General features: G+C 59.6%; 17 protein-coding genes and 1 pseudogene. 5 read left to right on the top strand and 13 right to left on the bottom strand.

Features of this window, described 5'->3' with window-relative positions; translation table 11 throughout:
* Window positions 1-5 precede the first annotated feature (5 nt).
* A complete protein-coding gene (dolP, locus tag ACW5W4_RS01750; protein WP_456688348.1) occupies window positions 6-566 on the top strand; it encodes a division/outer membrane stress-associated lipid-binding lipoprotein in 561 nt (186 codons plus the stop codon).
* Between the two features lie 57 nt (window positions 567-623).
* Here the strand turns inward: dolP and ACW5W4_RS01745 are convergent, their stop codons facing one another.
* The 8 genes from ACW5W4_RS01745 to zapE form a co-directional block, all read right to left on the bottom strand.
* Entirely contained in the window at window positions 624-1,049 is a 426-nt protein-coding gene (locus ACW5W4_RS01745; protein WP_042001538.1) for a ClpXP protease specificity-enhancing factor, read from the bottom strand.
* Window positions 1,046-1,675 carry a stringent starvation protein SspA gene (gene sspA, locus ACW5W4_RS01740; RefSeq protein ID WP_042001535.1) on the bottom strand — a complete coding sequence of 210 codons (630 nt, stop codon included), beginning with the start codon at window positions 1,673-1,675 and terminating at the stop codon, window positions 1,046-1,048. The genes ACW5W4_RS01745 and sspA overlap by 4 nt, the downstream gene beginning before the upstream one ends.
* An 87-nt stretch (window positions 1,676-1,762) precedes the next feature.
* Entirely contained in the window at window positions 1,763-2,497 is a 735-nt protein-coding gene (locus ACW5W4_RS01735) for a cytochrome c1 (protein WP_408793855.1), read from the bottom strand.
* Window positions 2,494-3,711, bottom strand: a complete 1,218-nt coding sequence (locus ACW5W4_RS01730) for a cytochrome b (RefSeq protein ID WP_042001529.1) — start codon at window positions 3,709-3,711, stop codon at window positions 2,494-2,496. The genes ACW5W4_RS01735 and ACW5W4_RS01730 overlap by 4 nt, the downstream gene beginning before the upstream one ends.
* Window positions 3,712-3,713: 2 nt before the next feature.
* The gene (gene petA, locus ACW5W4_RS01725; RefSeq protein WP_408793853.1) at window positions 3,714-4,304 is read right to left on the bottom strand and encodes a ubiquinol-cytochrome c reductase iron-sulfur subunit; all 591 of its coding nucleotides are present in this window, start codon (window positions 4,302-4,304) and stop codon (window positions 3,714-3,716) included.
* 288 nt (window positions 4,305-4,592) lie between these two features.
* A complete protein-coding gene (rpsI, locus tag ACW5W4_RS01720; protein ID WP_005336286.1) occupies window positions 4,593-4,985 on the bottom strand; it encodes a 30S ribosomal protein S9 in 393 nt (130 codons plus the stop codon).
* A gap of 15 nt (window positions 4,986-5,000) precedes the next feature.
* Window positions 5,001-5,429: a 50S ribosomal protein L13 gene (gene rplM / locus ACW5W4_RS01715; protein ID WP_005336289.1), complete on the bottom strand. Its 429-nt coding sequence runs from the start codon at window positions 5,427-5,429 to the stop codon at window positions 5,001-5,003.
* 267 nt (window positions 5,430-5,696) lie between these two features.
* Window positions 5,697-6,791: a cell division protein ZapE gene (gene zapE / locus ACW5W4_RS01710; RefSeq protein ID WP_456688190.1), complete on the bottom strand. Its 1,095-nt coding sequence runs from the start codon at window positions 6,789-6,791 to the stop codon at window positions 5,697-5,699.
* A gap of 139 nt (window positions 6,792-6,930) precedes the next feature.
* Between zapE and ACW5W4_RS01705 the strand changes: the two genes are divergently transcribed.
* The 4 genes and pseudogenes from ACW5W4_RS01705 to ACW5W4_RS01690 form a co-directional block, all read left to right on the top strand.
* On the top strand, window positions 6,931-7,311 hold the full coding sequence (locus ACW5W4_RS01705; RefSeq protein ID WP_408793849.1) for a YhcB family protein: 381 nt from the start codon (window positions 6,931-6,933) through the stop codon (window positions 7,309-7,311).
* An 81-nt stretch (window positions 7,312-7,392) separates the two neighbouring features.
* Complete coding sequence (locus ACW5W4_RS01700) at window positions 7,393-8,751, top strand: DegQ family serine endoprotease (protein ID WP_427261042.1); 1,359 nt, start codon at window positions 7,393-7,395, stop codon at window positions 8,749-8,751.
* A gap of 109 nt (window positions 8,752-8,860) precedes the next feature.
* Window positions 8,861-9,982, top strand: coding sequence for an outer membrane-stress sensor serine endopeptidase DegS (degS, locus tag ACW5W4_RS01695; RefSeq protein ID WP_427261043.1), 1,122 nt, complete (start codon window positions 8,861-8,863; stop codon window positions 9,980-9,982).
* Window positions 9,983-10,120: 138 nt separating this feature from the next.
* A pseudogene (locus ACW5W4_RS01690) lies at window positions 10,121-10,814 on the top strand (PTS sugar transporter subunit IIA); the annotation flags it as partial.
* 8 nt (window positions 10,815-10,822) lie between these two features.
* Here the strand turns inward: ACW5W4_RS01690 and npr are convergent.
* From npr to ACW5W4_RS01665, 5 genes are read right to left on the bottom strand one after another with little or no spacing between them, the layout of a single operon-like run.
* Window positions 10,823-11,095, bottom strand: coding sequence for a PTS phosphocarrier protein NPr (gene npr, locus ACW5W4_RS01685; RefSeq protein ID WP_042001480.1), 273 nt, complete (start codon window positions 11,093-11,095; stop codon window positions 10,823-10,825).
* Window positions 11,096-11,114: 19 nt separating this feature from the next.
* Window positions 11,115-11,981, bottom strand: a complete 867-nt coding sequence (rapZ, locus tag ACW5W4_RS01680) for an RNase adapter RapZ (protein WP_042001477.1) — start codon at window positions 11,979-11,981, stop codon at window positions 11,115-11,117.
* A 47-nt stretch (window positions 11,982-12,028) separates the two neighbouring features.
* The gene (gene ptsN, locus ACW5W4_RS01675; RefSeq protein WP_408793827.1) at window positions 12,029-12,475 is read right to left on the bottom strand and encodes a PTS IIA-like nitrogen regulatory protein PtsN; all 447 of its coding nucleotides are present in this window, start codon (window positions 12,473-12,475) and stop codon (window positions 12,029-12,031) included.
* A gap of 2 nt (window positions 12,476-12,477) precedes the next feature.
* The gene (gene hpf, locus ACW5W4_RS01670; protein ID WP_042001473.1) at window positions 12,478-12,765 is read right to left on the bottom strand and encodes a ribosome hibernation promoting factor; all 288 of its coding nucleotides are present in this window, start codon (window positions 12,763-12,765) and stop codon (window positions 12,478-12,480) included.
* Window positions 12,766-12,786: 21 nt separating this feature from the next.
* Window positions 12,787-14,226 carry an RNA polymerase factor sigma-54 gene (locus ACW5W4_RS01665; RefSeq protein ID WP_427261044.1) on the bottom strand — a complete coding sequence of 480 codons (1,440 nt, stop codon included), beginning with the start codon at window positions 14,224-14,226 and terminating at the stop codon, window positions 12,787-12,789.
* Between the last annotated feature and the right edge of the window lie 31 nt (window positions 14,227-14,257).

Here is a 14,257-nt window from a genome sequence, read left to right as displayed (position 1 = left end):
AGACCATGATAATGGCCTTGGTGACCGGCACCCTGCTGCTGCAAGGCTGTGCGGCCGTGCTGGTCGGCGGCGCCGCCGGCACCGCAACGAGCGCGGGGGATCGCCGCACCCTGAGCACCCAGTGGGACGATCAGGCCATCGAGCTGAAAGCGGCCAACCTGCTGGCCGACAACAAGGCGCTCTCTGCGGCCAGCAAGATCAGTGTCTACAGCAACAACGGCCGCGTGCTGCTGGTCGGCCAGACGCCGACCGATGCCTACAAGCTGGCGGCGGGTCAGACGGTCGGCCGCATCGAGGGGGTGCGTCACGTCTACAACGAGCTGCGCCTGGGCAAGCCGGTGAGCATAGCCACCCGCAGCAACGACTCCTGGATCACCTCCAAGGTCCGTGCCGACATGCTGGCCACCAAGAACTTCGACAGCACCAAGGTCAAGGTGGTCACCGAAAATGGCGAGGTATTCCTGATAGGCCTGGTGACCCGCAAGGAGGGGGAGCAGTCGGTCGAGATTGCCCGCCACGTCAGTGGCGTCACCCGGGTCATCAAGGCATTCGAATACGCCCAGTGAGCCCCCTGAATAGAAAAACGCAGCCCATGGGCTGCGTTTTTTATTGGTTTCAGGCGATCACTTGATGACCTTGAGACTCGGTCTGCCGCTCGGCCGTGGCGGCTCAGGATCCGGCAGTTCCTGCTCCTGTGCCTGCTCCAGCCAGAGATCATAACCAGGCTCGGGCGGGAACAGGGTGCCCACACCGTTCTCCCTGGCATGGATGGCCAGGATGGCCGCCATCGGGATATAGACCTGCTGGGATACGCCACCGAAACGGGCACTGAAGCTGACCGCATCATTGTCCATGTGGAACTGCATTACCGCCCGCGGCGCTATGTTCAGCACTATCTGCCCATCCTGGGCATACTGCAGGGGCACCTGCACATGGGGGATGTTGACGTTCACCACCAGGTGCGGGGTCAGGTCATTGTCCAGCAGCCAATCGAAGAACGCCCGCAACAGGTACGGGCGACTCGGCGTCATTGTCGGTTCCATGCTCATACGCCGGCGCGGATCTCGCGCTCGGCTTCGGTCAGGGAAGCCTGGAAGGATTCACGCTCGAACAGGCGAACCATGTAGGCTTTCAGCTCTTTCGCGCCACGGCCACCCAGATCGATGCCCAGGCTCGGCAGACGCCACAGCAAGGGGGCCATGTAGCAGTCGACCAGACCGAACTCTTCGCTCATGAAGTAAGGCATTTCGCCGAAGATGGGCGCGATGGCCAGCAGGTTGTCCCGCAGCTCGTTGCGTGCCGCCTCGACGTCGTTACCCGCCAGGATCTTGTCTGCCAGCGAGTACCAGTCCAGCTCGATGCGATGCATCATCAGACGGCTGTTACCACGGGCGACCGGGTAGACAGGCATCAGCGGCGGATGAGGGAAGCGCTCGTCCAGATACTCCATGATGATGCGCGAGGTGTAGAGCGCAAGCTCACGATCCACCAGGGTCGGAACGGAGTTGTAGGGGTTCAGCTCCGCCAGTTCATCCGGCAGGTTGCTCGGGTCAACCTGGCAGATATCTACGCTAACACCCTTCTCCGCCAGGACAATGCGCACCTGATGGCTGAACATATCGTTGGCACCGGAAAACAGCGTCATTACCGAACGCTTATTGGCAGCTACAGCCATTGAACCCTCCCGTCATTAAAAAGCAGAAACGGCAATGAAGTAGCTTGGACCTCATTGCCGTGCATTATATTACTCGGATCTGGTCGCTTAGTGAACGTCGCGCCAGAATTCCTTCTTCAACAGCACAGTGAAGATGAAGAAGATAGCGATAAAACCCAGCACCCAGAAGCCCATGCGTTCGCGCTCCAGTTTGACCGGCTCAGCCGAGTAGACCAGGAAGTTTACCAGATCCAGCACCGTCTGATCATACTCTTCGTTCGTCATTTCACCATTGCCGTCGGATTTGATGCCGACAACCTCGTGCACCTCCTGACCATCGACCAGACGGGTCTCCTGTTCCAGACGCGGCGTGCCCTGGAGCGGTTCCAGCACGTGGGGCATGCCCACCGACGGGAACACCAGGTTGTTCACCCCGAACGGACGGGTCTCGTCCACGTAGAAGGAGCGCAGGTAGGTGTAAATCCAGTCAGCGCCACGCACCCGGGCAACCAGGGTCAAGTCCGGCGGCGGAGCACCGAACCAGCGGGCCGCATCCTTCTCGGCGATGGAGCTCTTCATCAGATCCCCCACCTTGGCGCCGTTGAAGATGAGGTTGTCCCGCATCAGATCTTCGGGAATATCCAGATCCGCGGCCACCCGGTTGTAACGCTGATACTGGGTCGAGTGGCAGCCGGCGCAATAGTTCATGAAGGTGGTGGCACCGCGCTGCAGGGATGCCTTGTCGCTCAGATCATAGTGAGCCGTGTCCAGTGGCACGCTGGTTCCCGCCGCCATGGCCAACCCGGGCAGCAGCGCGAGCACAGCAAAGATTATCCTTTTCATTTGAATGTGACCCTCTCCGGCAGCGGCTTGGTGTTTTCATTTTTGCTGTAGAAGAACAGCAGGACAAAGAACCCGAAGTAGCCGAGTGAACAGATCTGTGCGATCAGCGTCAGGGTCGGCGTGGAGGGCAGCACCCCCAACACCCCGAGGATGAAGAAGCAGACCACAAACTGAGCGATGTTCAGCTTGTGCAGCATGCTGCGATAGCGCACCGAACGTACCTTGCAGCGATCCAGCCAGGGCAGCAGGAACAGCACCACGATGGAGAGCCCCATCATGATGACGCCGAGCAGCTTGTCCGGTACCGCCCGCAAGATGGCGTAGAAGGGGGTGAAGTACCAGACCGGGGCAATGTGCTCCGGGGTCTTCAGGCCATTGGCCACTTCAAAGTTCGGCTTCTCTAGGAAATAGCCCCACATGTCCGGTTTGAAGAAGATGATGGCGCAGAAGAAGAACAGGAAGCCGGCCACGCCGATCATGTCCTTGACCGTAAAGTAGGGATGGAAAGCGACGGCGTCCAGCGGCCAGCCGTTCTCATCCTTATGCTTCTTGATGTCGATGCCATCCGGGTTGTTGGAGCCCACCTCGTGCAGCGCCAGGATGTGCATGGCCACCAGCAGCACCAGCACCAGCGGCAAGGCGATGACATGGAGCGCAAAGAAGCGGTTCAGGGTAGCCCCCGAGATGACGTAGTCTCCGCGGATCCACAGGGTCAGATCGTCGCCGATGACCGGAATGGCACCAAACAGCGAGATGATGACCTGGGCACCCCAGAAGGACATCTGGCCCCAGGGCAGCAGGTAGCCCATGAAGGCTTCCGCCATCAGCACCAGGAAGATCAGCATGCCGAAGATCCACAGCAGCTCGCGGGGCTTCTGGTAAGAGCCGTAGATGAGACCACGGAACATGTGCAGATAGACCACCACGAAGAAGGCGGAAGCACCGGTACTGTGCATGTAGCGCAGCAACCAGCCGTAATCCACGTCGCGCATGATGTATTCGACGGAGGCAAAGGCGCCTTCCGCCGACGGGTTGTAGTTCATGGTCAGCCAGATGCCGGTGATGATCTGGTTGACCAGCACCAACATGGCAAGGGAACCGAAAAAGTACCAGAAGTTCAGGTTTTTCGGCGCTGGGTACTTGGCCATATGATCGTTGTACATGGCCGTGAGCGGGAAACGATAGTCAATCCAGCCCATCAATTTGGCAAACATGGTCAGGCCTCCTTGCCATCGGCACCGACCAGGATGGTGGTGTCGTTGAGATACTGGTACGGCGGGATCACCAGGTTCAGCGGAGCCGGAACTCCCTGGAACACGCGACCGGCCATGTCAAACTTGGAGCCATGACAAGGGCAGAAAAAGCCAGAGCTGACCCCCTCGACCTGCTCGCCGAAGCTGTCCGGCAGATAGGACGGGGAACAACCCAGATGGGTACAGATACCGACTGCCACGAAGATTTCAGGCTTGATGGAGCGATATTCGTTGTGAGCGTAATCTGGCTGCTGGGGTTCGTCAGAGTTGGGGTCACGCAACAGCTTGTCGTGGGTAGGCAGGCCATCCAGCGTCTGCTTGGTACGATTGACCACCCAGACCGGCTTGCCGCGCCATTCAACGCGAATGAGTTGACCCGGTTCCAACTTGCTGATGTCGACTTCAACCGGAGCACCTGCGGCCTTGGCCTTGGCACTCGGGTTCCATGATTTTATAAACGGCACTGCGGTAAAAGCAGCCCCTACCCCACCAACGGCGACCGTTGACCAGGTAAGAAATCTGCGGCGACCGGTATCAACTGGCGCATTGCTCATCCAAAAACTCTCCCATGTGGACTCCGCGCATTCTTATAATGTCCCTGTTCCCCTGTGACAACAGCGGCGGAAGCAGGAGTTACAATTGTCACAGAAAAATCGAGGAAATTTTAAAGAAAAGATAACAAGTTGACAAGAAAGACAAGCGGAGGGCAAAAACAATAAAGACACAAATTTTTGTCTTTTGTGACGTGAGGTTAGCAATGGCGTGCAAAATGTTACGCATAAAAAAAGCCTGGCGGTCGCCAGGCTTTTTTGACACTCGAAAGAGTGAGTACCAAAAGCGAATTAACGCTTGGAGTACTGCGGACGCTTACGAGCTTTGTGCAGACCGACTTTCTTACGCTCAACCTTACGGGCATCGCGAGTAACAAAGCCTGCTTTACGCAGTTCGGAACGCAGGGTTTCATCGTACTGCATCAGAGCACGAGTGATACCGTGGCGGATCGCACCAGCTTGACCGGAGATGCCACCACCGTTAACGGTGATGTACAGATCCAGTTTCTCGGTCATCTCAACCAGTTCCAGCGGCTGACGAACTACCATGCGGGCAGTCGGACGACCGAAGTACTGCTCCAGGGAGCGCTGGTTGATTACGATTTTACCGCTACCCGCTTTGATAAATACGCGAGCAGTGGAGCTTTTGCGACGGCCGGTACCGTAGTATTGATTTTCTGCCATGTTGCCAGTTCCCGATTAGATATCCAGTACTTGAGGTTGCTGAGCAGCATGAGCGTGCTCGGCGCCTGCGTAAACTTTCAGTTTACGGAACATGGCACGGCCCAGCGGGCCCTTCGGCAGCATGCCTTTAACAGCAGCTTCGATAACCATTTCCGGTTTACGCTGAATCAGCTTGTCAAAGCTGATTGACTTGATACCACCCGGGAAACCGGAGTGAGCGTGGTACATTTTGTCGGTAAATTTCTTACCGGTTACGTGTACCTTCTCGGCGTTTACCACGATGATGTAATCACCGGTGTCAACGTGCGGAGTGTACTCGGCTTTGTGCTTACCACGCAGACGAGCAGCGATCTCGGTTGCGATACGACCCAGAGTTTTACCTTCTGCGTCCACAATGTACCAGTCACGTTTTACGGTTTCTGGCTTGGCAACGAAAGTTTTCATTAAGTTAAACCCAATTACCTGTTACAGACCCAATTGCTTATGGGGGCTCTCCCACAAACAACAAACGATGGCCTACCTGTACCCCTTCGAATACAAGTAAAGCTTTAAAGTATTGCTGTCTTATCGACAGCTGTAACGTGGGCCGGGCGATTATAAGTGAAGTTGCCTTAAATATCACCTGCTAATTTCACTGCCATGAAGCTAGCAAATGTCGCCCGGCCCTACCTGCCGCAGATGCCCATCCGACTGGCAGGCGCGGTATTGTGACTAAGGAAGGTGCACTCTGGCAAGGTATTCGTGCGATTGCATCTCTTGCAGCCGTGAAAGACAGCGCCGGAACTCGAAGTTGAGCAAGCCGCTGCCATAGAGCTCGGCCATGGGAACCGCGGCCGAGACGATGAGTTTGACGTGTCGCTCGTAGAACTCGTCCACCATGGCGATGAAGCGGCGCGCCGCATCGTCTGAGCCCGCCCCCATGGGTTGGACTCCGGCCAGCAAGACGGAGTGGAACAGCCGCGACAACTCTATGTAGTCCCCCTGGGAGCGGGCGGTGCAGCAGAGCTCGTCGAAGCTGATGTAGAGCACGCCTTCCTCGGCACCCAGGCAGTTCAGTTGGCGGTGGTTGATCTCTATGGTGCCTGGCTGCGCCTGCTTCTTACCCGCCAACTGCTGAAAATAGCGATCCAGGTTGGTCCTCGCCTGGGTGTCGAGGGGATAATGATAGATCTCGGCCTGCTCCAGGGTTCGCAACCGGTAATCGACCCCGCCATCGACGTTGAGGATCTCGCAATGCTGCTCGATGAGCGCGATGGCCGGCAGGAAGCGCGCCCGTTGCAGGCCATTGCGATAGAGATCCACGGGGGGGATGTTGGAGGTAGCCACCAGCACCACGCCATGGCCAAACAACGCCTGAAACAGGGTGCCAAGCAGCATGGCATCCGTGATGTCGGAGACAAAAAACTCGTCAAAACAGATGATGTCCGTCTCATCGGCCAGGCGACGCGCGATGATCAGCAGGGGATCGGCCTGCCCGGTCAGCCCCTTGAGTTCATCGTGCACCCTGTGCATGAAACGGTGGAAGTGGACTCGCAGCTTGCGCTCCCCCGGCAGGCTGTCGAAGAAGGTATCCATCAGCCAGGTCTTGCCTCTGCCCACGCCGCCCCACATATATAACCCCTGGATGGGTTGCCGCGCCTTGGGCTTTTGCCACCACCCCAGCAGGCCGCGGGATCTGGTCGGAGTCGGGCGGGCGCAGAAATCCTGATAGAGTCGCTCCAGGTGTGTCACTGCCATCGCCTGGGCCGGATCGGCCTGAAAATCAGCGCGTTGCAGATCTTGCTGATATTTTTGCTGCGGGGTCATCCTGTCAAACGCCTCCAAGTCCCTGAATTGAGGACAAAAGGGTATCACGGCCTCGGGGCGCACGGTATAGTGCCCCCAGGTCTGACGGCCATCCTGAGCCGTCATCCACATGTTGAATCTGCTGTAACAAGGAGCATCTATGAGTCTGTTGAATGGGATACTGCTGGCCATCGCCGCCCTGATTATCGGAGTCCTGATCGGTCGTTTTACCGTGCGCAGCCGCGATGCCGGTCGCCTCGAGCGCGAACTCAACACCGCCCGCAAGGACATGGAGAACTACCAAGGCCAGATCAACAACCACTTTGCCGACAGTGCCGCCCTGATGGAACAGCTGGCCGAGCAGTATCAGACCCTGTATCGCCACATGGCCGAGCAGAGCAAGTTCCTGGCCAAGGCCGAGGAGCCACTGTTCCGCGAGCCGGAAGTGGAAGCCGCTCCCGCCGACGAGGAAGCGAATCAGGGCCTGCCCCCGCGGGACTACGCCGGCAGCGCCTCCGGTCTGCTGAAGCAATCCAGTTGACACGTTTCGGGAACTAATCCCTTGATCTGCGGTCAGATCCTTGGCGAAAGCACAGTCAATTAACTGGGAGCTGTTATTCATATGCGTAAACCTCTTTCTCTGCTCAGCGTGCTAGCCCTCAGCGTCGGTATCGCCCTCTCTGCGGCCCCCGCCCAGGCGGCACTGCCCTCCCTGATGGGCAATCAGGATATTCCGAGTCTGGCCCCGGTGCTGGAACAGGTGACCCCTGCCGTGGTCAACATCTCCGTCTCCGGCAAGAAGATCACCAGACAGCGTCTGCCCGAGCAGTTCCGCTTCTTCTTCGGCCCCAACATGCCCAATGAACAGGTGAGCGAGCAGCCCTTCCAGGCGCTCGGGTCCGGGGTCATCATCGATGCCAAGAAGGGTTACGTGATCACCAACGCCCACGTGATCCACGAGGCGGACGAGATCAAGGTCAGCCTGAAGGATGGCCGCGAGTTTACCGCCAAGAAGATCGGTGAAGACAAGCAGTCCGACATCGCCCTGCTGCAGATCAAGAGCGATGACCTGACCGCCATCAAGCTGGCGGACTCCGACGATCTGAGGGTCGGCGATTATGCCCTGGCCATCGGCAACCCATTCGGTCTGGGCCAGACGGTCACCTCCGGCATCGTCTCCGCCCTGGGCCGCAGCGGCCTCAATATCGAGAACTTCGAGAATTTCATCCAGACCGATGCGGCCATCAACTCGGGCAACTCGGGCGGCGCCCTGCTCAACCTGCGTGGCGAGCTTATCGGCATCAACACCGCCATCCTTGGCCCCAATGGCGGCAACATCGGCATCGGCTTCGCCATCCCGTCCAACATGGTGCGCGACCTGTCCGAGCAGATCATCAAGTATGGCGAGGTGCGTCGCGGCCAGCTGGGCATCACGGGCGCCGAACTGACCTCTGATCTGGCCAAGACCTTTGGTTCCACCAAGCAGAATGGCGCCTTCGTCAACCAGGTCATGCCGGACTCGGCCGCCGACAAGGCTGGCATCAAGGCCGGTGACATCATCTCCAGCATCGATGGCAAGGCCATCCGCTCGTTCGGGGAGCTGCGTGCCAAGATCGCCACCATGGGCGCGGGCAAGCAGGTCACCCTCGGCATAGTGCGCGATGGCAAGGAGGAGAGCGTCAAGGTCACCCTGAAACAGGCCGATGACAGCGAGGTGCGCGCCAGCGCCCTGCATCCCGCCCTGGAAGGTGCCAAACTCAGCACCACCACGGATCCGGTGACCGGCGTCGCCGTGTCCGACATCGATGCCCGCTCCCCGGCGGCCGCGTCCGGCCTGCAGAAGGGGGACGTGATCATCGGGGTCAACCGGCTGAGGGTGAACACCCTGGCCGACCTGACCAAGGCGCTGAAGAACAAGCCGGATGTGCTGGCCCTCAACATCCAGCGGGGCGACTCCTCCCTCTATCTGGTGATCCGCTAGGGCCACATCCCTTACTTGTAGCCTCCATCACCCGCGACCCAGGTCGCGGGTGATTTTTATTCATCGTTAGTGTTATTCTCTGCTGGCAGCGACCAGCAATGAGAATGACATGAAAATCCCACCTCTGATCAGTTACTTGGGCAAGTCGATCGCCTTTGGCCTCATGGTCGCAGCCCTGTTGCTGTTATTCTTTCCCACCCTCAGAGGCGGCGCCCTGCTGCCCGACCTCATCAGCAACAGCCGGGAGATGAGTTTCTCCTATGCCGCCCACCGTGCCGGCCCTGCCGTGGTCAACATCTATACCCGCAGCTTTGCCGGCGCCCGCGGCGAGAAGGCGGAACTGAGACCTCAGGGGCTGGGCTCCGGGGTCATCATGAACCAGCGCGGCCATGTGCTGACCAACTACCATGTCATCGCCGACGCGGACCAGATCATCGTCGCGCTGCAAGATGGCCGCGTGTTCAGCGCCGAACTGGTGGGAACCGATCGCCTGACCGACCTCGCCGTGCTCTACATCGAATCGGACAACCTGCCGGTGATCCCACAGGATCCCGAACTGCGCCCGGACGTGGGGGACGTGGTGCTCGCCATCGGCAACCCCTACAACGTCGGCCAGACCATCACCCAGGGCATCATCAGCGCCACCGGCCGTCTCGGCCTCTCCAGCATGGGACCCGACAGCAACGGCCGCCAGGATCTGCTGCAGACCGACGCCGCCATCAACGAAGGCAACTCGGGTGGCGCTCTGGTCAATGCCAACGGCGATCTGGTCGGCATCAACACCGCCGCCTACCACCTCAACGGCAACCAGGAGAGCTACGGCATCAGCTTCGCCATTCCCTATCGCCTCGCCAAGCGCATCATGGACGAGCTGATCACCAACGGCCGGGTCATCCGCGGCTACCTCGGCATCTCCAGCGTCGAGATCAACCCCATAGTGGCGCGCATGATGAACCTCGGCGATCTGCGCGGTCTGGTGGTGGAGAGCCTGGATCCCGCCGGCCCCGCCGCCAAGGGCGGCCTGAGGCGCGGGGACGTCCTGCTCAAGATCAACGGCGAGGCCATCAGCGGGGTGCGGGCCGCCATGGACAAAATTGTCGAGAGTCGCCCGGGCACCCAGATGAAGATCTCCGTCATCCGCGACGGCAAGCCCTTCGAGCTGACCGTCATCATAGAGGAAGATCTGCGCTACCAGAATCAGCAGGCCGCCAGCGCGGCAGGGGCCAGCTGACCCCAGACTCCCGCGGGCGGCCCCTCGCCGTCCGCCCCGCCTCGCGCCGACAAGATGATCCGGCTCACACTCTCACCCGGCTCCTGGAGCGCCCCCTCCCTTGTACCATCTGTGAATCCCTCACAGATCCCCATGCGGCTGCGCGACGGGGACAACGCCACCTTCCGGGTGCTGGAGGCCAGCATACGCCGGGAATACCTCCAACTGAGGCTCACCAGCCTGGACTCGGTGCGCGAGTATGAGGCCCTGACGCGGCTGGAGCAGGACTTCGTCATCAGCACAGTGAGAGTGAGCGAGAAGGGGGGTGCCCGTGGTCCAGGGCGCCCCCTTCCCGACCCAGTATCAGCTGGAGCAGCTCGGCAAGCTGGTGCTGATCGATCGCACTCGCCCCTACCTGCTCGACAAGTATTTCAGCGAGGAGCACTTCCTGATCCTGGATGCCCCCCTGACCCAGCAGCAGCTGCTGGATCGGGTGTGCAGCCAGCTGGAGGCGGAGGAGAGGGTCGAACCCGGCTTTCGCGCCTCCCTGTTCGAACGTGAAGCCATCGTCTCCACCATGCTGGGGGACGGCATGGCCCTGCCCCACTCCCTCGGGCTGCTGGCCAAGCGCACCTGCGTCTATACGGTGCTGGCGCCCCAGGGCATAGAGTGGGGCAATGGCGAGATCGCCAGCCTCAGCTTCGTGCTGGCCATCAGCAAGCGGGACTATGAGGAGGCCATGGGCCTGTACGATCTCTTCATCAGACTGATGAACGAAAAGGCCAGCAAGAGTCTGCTGGCCTGTGGGGACTTTGCCAGTTTCAAGGCGCTGGCGCGCACCGGGCCTCACTAGCGGGGCCCCTACTCCTCGTTGAACCCCGAGGTGAACAGGGCCACCACGGCGGCCAGGGCCGCCTCTTCCTGGGGCCCCTCGGCTTGCACCTCCACCCGCTTGCCCTGGGCCGAGTCCAGCATCAGCATGCCGATGACGCTGTCGGCATCGGCCTCGACCCCCTCTTCGTTGCGCAGCAGCACATGGGCATCGAAACCCTGTACCAGTTCGAACAGCATCATGGCCGGGCGCGCATGCATGCCCAGCTTGTTCTTCACTTCTACCGAGGCGGAGACTGTCATCTGACCTCCCGTTGCGCCATCAATGTTGCGGATCCCGTTTGTCCAGGGTGCGATGGCGGATCTGCACGTTCTTGCCGAGCCCCTCGAAGGTCCGCGCCAACTGTTCGGCGATGAACACGGATCTGTGCTGGCCGCCGGTGCAGCCAATCCCGACCGTGAGATAGCTGCGGTTGTTGCGCTCCAGGGCCGGCAACCAGGTCGCCAGCATGTTCTCGATCTGCAGGGTGAACTGCATCACGTCGGGCTGGCTCGCCAGGTAGCGGGCCACCGGCTCATCCTTGCCGGTGAACGGCTTGAGCTCGGGGATCCAGTGGGGATTGGGCAGGAAGCGGGCATCGAACACGAAGTCGGCATCCTTGGGAATGCCGTACTTGAAGCCGAACGACTCGAACACCAGCACCAGCTCATTCTCCTTCTTGCCGAGCACCCGGGTCTTGATGAGCTCGCTGAGGTCATGAATGCTGAGGCTGGTGGTGTCGATACGCAGATCGGCGCTCGCCGAGATCGGCGCCAGCAGATGGGTCTCTTCGCGGATCGCCTCGTCCAGGGAGAGGCGCTTGCGAGAGAGGGGGTGCAGGCGACGGCTCTCGCCGTAACGTTTGAGCAGGGTGCTGTTCTCCGCATCGAAGAAGAAGCTGCTGTATTGCACCCGACCATCACCGCGCACCTGGGCCAGCAGGGTCTCCAGCCGCTCCGGATCACCGGGCAGGTTGCGCACGTCTATGCTGACCGCCAGCTTGTCGTACTGGCGCTCGACCGAGACGATCAGCTGAGGCAGCAGATTGACCGGCAGATTGTCGACACAGTAATACCCGAGATCTTCCAGTACCCGCAACGCAACGGTCTTGCCCGAACCGGAGCGGCCACTGACTACGATAAGCTGCATCTTGCAACCTCCACAGCGACGAGTTGATTAGCGAGGGCGACTGCCCATCAGGCGGAGATCATGATCTGGTAGAGATCATCATCGCTGGCAGCCTGGCGCAGCTGGCGGCAGACCGCCTTGTCACCCAATTTGGCGGCCATCAGGGAGAGGGTCTTGAGATGCTGCTTGCACTCACTCTCCGGCACCAACAAGGCAAAGAGCAGATCGACGGGCTGATTGTCGATGGAATCGAAGGGGATGGGCTCGGCAAAGGTCATCAGCACCGCCGTCGGCGGGAACTCGTCGCCGATGCGGCCATGGGGAATGGCAATGCCGGCACCTATGCCGGTGCTGCCCATCTTCTCGCGGGCAAGCAGACATTCGAACAGGGCCTGGCGCGGGGTACCCAGCCGCTCGGCGGCCAGCTCGCTGATGATTTCCAAGGCGCGTTTCTTGCTGGTACAAGGGACCGCACTTTTGGTGCAGTCCCGACTCAGTATGTGTTCAAGTTGCATGGTTATTTTTGATTTAACTTGTCTTTGTGCTTGATGATCTGTCGATCAAGTTTGTCGAGCAGGGTATCTATCGCGGCGTACATATCCGCGTGTTCCGAGTTGGCGAACACTTCGCCCCCGCTGACGTGTAGCTTGGCTTCGGCAATCTGGTTCAGTTTTTCTACGCTCAACACCACATGAACATTGTTGATGTGGTCAAAGTGACGCTCGAGTTTGGCAAACTTGTTATTCACATAATCACGCAGCGCTTCGGTGATCTCTACGTGGTGTCCGGTCAAGTTAATTTGCATAACGTCTTCCTTCTGTGTTGCCTAAACCAGGCGTTTGCGCTGATTGGACGGTGGTATCAACAAGGATTCACGGTATTTGGCGATCGTGCGTCGAGCCACCATAATACCCTGTTCGGCCAGCAAATCCGCGATCTTGCTATCACTTAGCGGTTTCGCCGGGTTCTCCGCCGTCACCAGCTTCTTGATCAGGGCACGAATTGCGGTCGATGAGCACTCACCTCCTCCTTCTGTGTTGACGTGACTGGAGAAAAAGAACTTCAGCTCGAAGATGCCACGGTGGGTATGCATGTACTTCTGGGTCGTGACCCGGGAGATGGTCGATTCATGCATCTCCACCGCCTCGGCGATGTCGTTGAGTACCATGGGTTTCATGGCCTCCTCACCGTATTCAAAGAACCCCTGCTGCTGCTCGACGATGCAGTTGGCCACCTTGAGCAGGGTCTCATTGCGGCTCTCCAGACTCTTGATGAACCACTTGGCATCTTGCAGATGGGAGCGAATGAACTGGGTGTCCTGGCTGGTGCGCGCCTGGCGAGCCATGGCGGCATAGGTTTCGTTGACGCGAATGCGGGGCGCCGAATCCGGGTTCAGCTCCACCACCCAGCGGTTCTGGCGCTTGACCACGGTGACATCCGGGATCACGTACTGGGAATCGCTCTGCACCACCCGGTTGCCGGGCCTGGGTTCGAGCTGCTGGATGAGATCGATGACCTCCTTGAGCTCCCCTTCCTTGAGCCGCGTCTTGCGCGCCAGGGTGCGATAGTCCCGATTGCCCAGCAAGTCCATGTGATCACGGACCACTTCACGCGCCTGGGTCAGCCAGGGTTGGCTCGGACTGAACTGACCCAGCTGGATCAGCAGGCACTCCTGTACCGAGCGGGCCGCGATGCCGACCGGATCGAAATGCTGTACCCGCTTGAGCACGGCCTCGATCTCATCGAGCTCCACCTCGACGTCGTCACTGCTCACCGCCTGCTGGATGTCTTCCAGGGTGCTGGTCAGGTAGCCGGACTCGTCGATGCCGTCGATGATGGCCAGGGCGATGGCGGCATCGAGATCGCTGAACGGGGTGAGCCGCATCTGCCACAGCAGATAATCCTGCAGGTTTTCCGTGGTCTCCCCCTGATAGACGCTATCTTCCCCCTCGAAGACGGGGCCGGCGCTCTGGCCGGTGCCGGCGGAGTAGACGTCATCCCAGCTGCTGTCGACCGGCAGCTCGTCAGGCAACTGCTCCTGAGCCATGGCCTCGCTGCTGTCGATCTGGCTCTCATCCTGCTTAATATCGGTATGAGTCTCCTGCTGCTCGACCTCTTCTTGCTCGAGCAGGGGGTTGCTATCGAGGGCTTGCTGGATCTCCTGCTGAAGTTCCAATGAAGAGAGCTGGAGCAGACGAATCGCTTGTTGTAACTGCGGCGTCATGGTCAATTGCTGACCGAGACGCAACTGGAGTGTCGGCTTCATCTACGTCGGGATATCCTTATTTCAGCGAGGC

This window comes from Aeromonas crassostreae (genome assembly GCF_054052445.1).
Note: the sequence above shows the minus strand (reverse complement) of the source record. Positions and strands in the feature narration are given on the sequence as shown.

Excerpts from the sequence above, each read along its gene's own strand:
- ACW5W4_RS01665 (WP_427261044.1), bottom strand. The coding sequence starts at position 14,226 with ATGAAGCCGACACTCCAGTTGCGTCTCGGTCAGCAATTGACCATGACG.
- ACW5W4_RS01735 (WP_408793855.1), bottom strand. The coding sequence starts at position 2,497 with ATGAAAAGGATAATCTTTGCTGTGCTCGCGCTGCTGCCCGGGTTGGCC.
- petA (WP_408793853.1), bottom strand. The coding sequence starts at position 4,304 with ATGAGCAATGCGCCAGTTGATACCGGTCGCCGCAGATTTCTTACCTGG.
- rpsI (WP_005336286.1), bottom strand. The coding sequence starts at position 4,985 with ATGGCAGAAAATCAATACTACGGTACCGGCCGTCGCAAAAGCTCCACT.
- sspA (WP_042001535.1), bottom strand. The coding sequence starts at position 1,675 with ATGGCTGTAGCTGCCAATAAGCGTTCGGTAATGACGCTGTTTTCCGGT.
- ACW5W4_RS01730 (WP_042001529.1), bottom strand. The coding sequence starts at position 3,711 with ATGTTTGCCAAATTGATGGGCTGGATTGACTATCGTTTCCCGCTCACG.
- rplM (WP_005336289.1), bottom strand. The coding sequence starts at position 5,429 with ATGAAAACTTTCGTTGCCAAGCCAGAAACCGTAAAACGTGACTGGTAC.
- rapZ (WP_042001477.1), bottom strand. The coding sequence starts at position 11,981 with ATGCAGCTTATCGTAGTCAGTGGCCGCTCCGGTTCGGGCAAGACCGTT.
- ACW5W4_RS01745 (WP_042001538.1), bottom strand. The coding sequence starts at position 1,049 with ATGAGCATGGAACCGACAATGACGCCGAGTCGCCCGTACCTGTTGCGG.
- dolP (WP_456688348.1), top strand. The coding sequence starts at position 6 with ATGATAATGGCCTTGGTGACCGGCACCCTGCTGCTGCAAGGCTGTGCG.
- ACW5W4_RS01705 (WP_408793849.1), top strand. The coding sequence starts at position 6,931 with ATGAGTCTGTTGAATGGGATACTGCTGGCCATCGCCGCCCTGATTATC.
- hpf (WP_042001473.1), bottom strand. The coding sequence starts at position 12,765 with ATGCAAATTAACTTGACCGGACACCACGTAGAGATCACCGAAGCGCTG.
- degS (WP_427261043.1), top strand. The coding sequence starts at position 8,861 with ATGAAAATCCCACCTCTGATCAGTTACTTGGGCAAGTCGATCGCCTTT.
- npr (WP_042001480.1), bottom strand. The coding sequence starts at position 11,095 with ATGACAGTCTCCGCCTCGGTAGAAGTGAAGAACAAGCTGGGCATGCAT.
- zapE (WP_456688190.1), bottom strand. The coding sequence starts at position 6,791 with ATGACCCCGCAGCAAAAATATCAGCAAGATCTGCAACGCGCTGATTTT.
- ACW5W4_RS01700 (WP_427261042.1), top strand. The coding sequence starts at position 7,393 with ATGCGTAAACCTCTTTCTCTGCTCAGCGTGCTAGCCCTCAGCGTCGGT.
- ptsN (WP_408793827.1), bottom strand. The coding sequence starts at position 12,475 with ATGCAACTTGAACACATACTGAGTCGGGACTGCACCAAAAGTGCGGTC.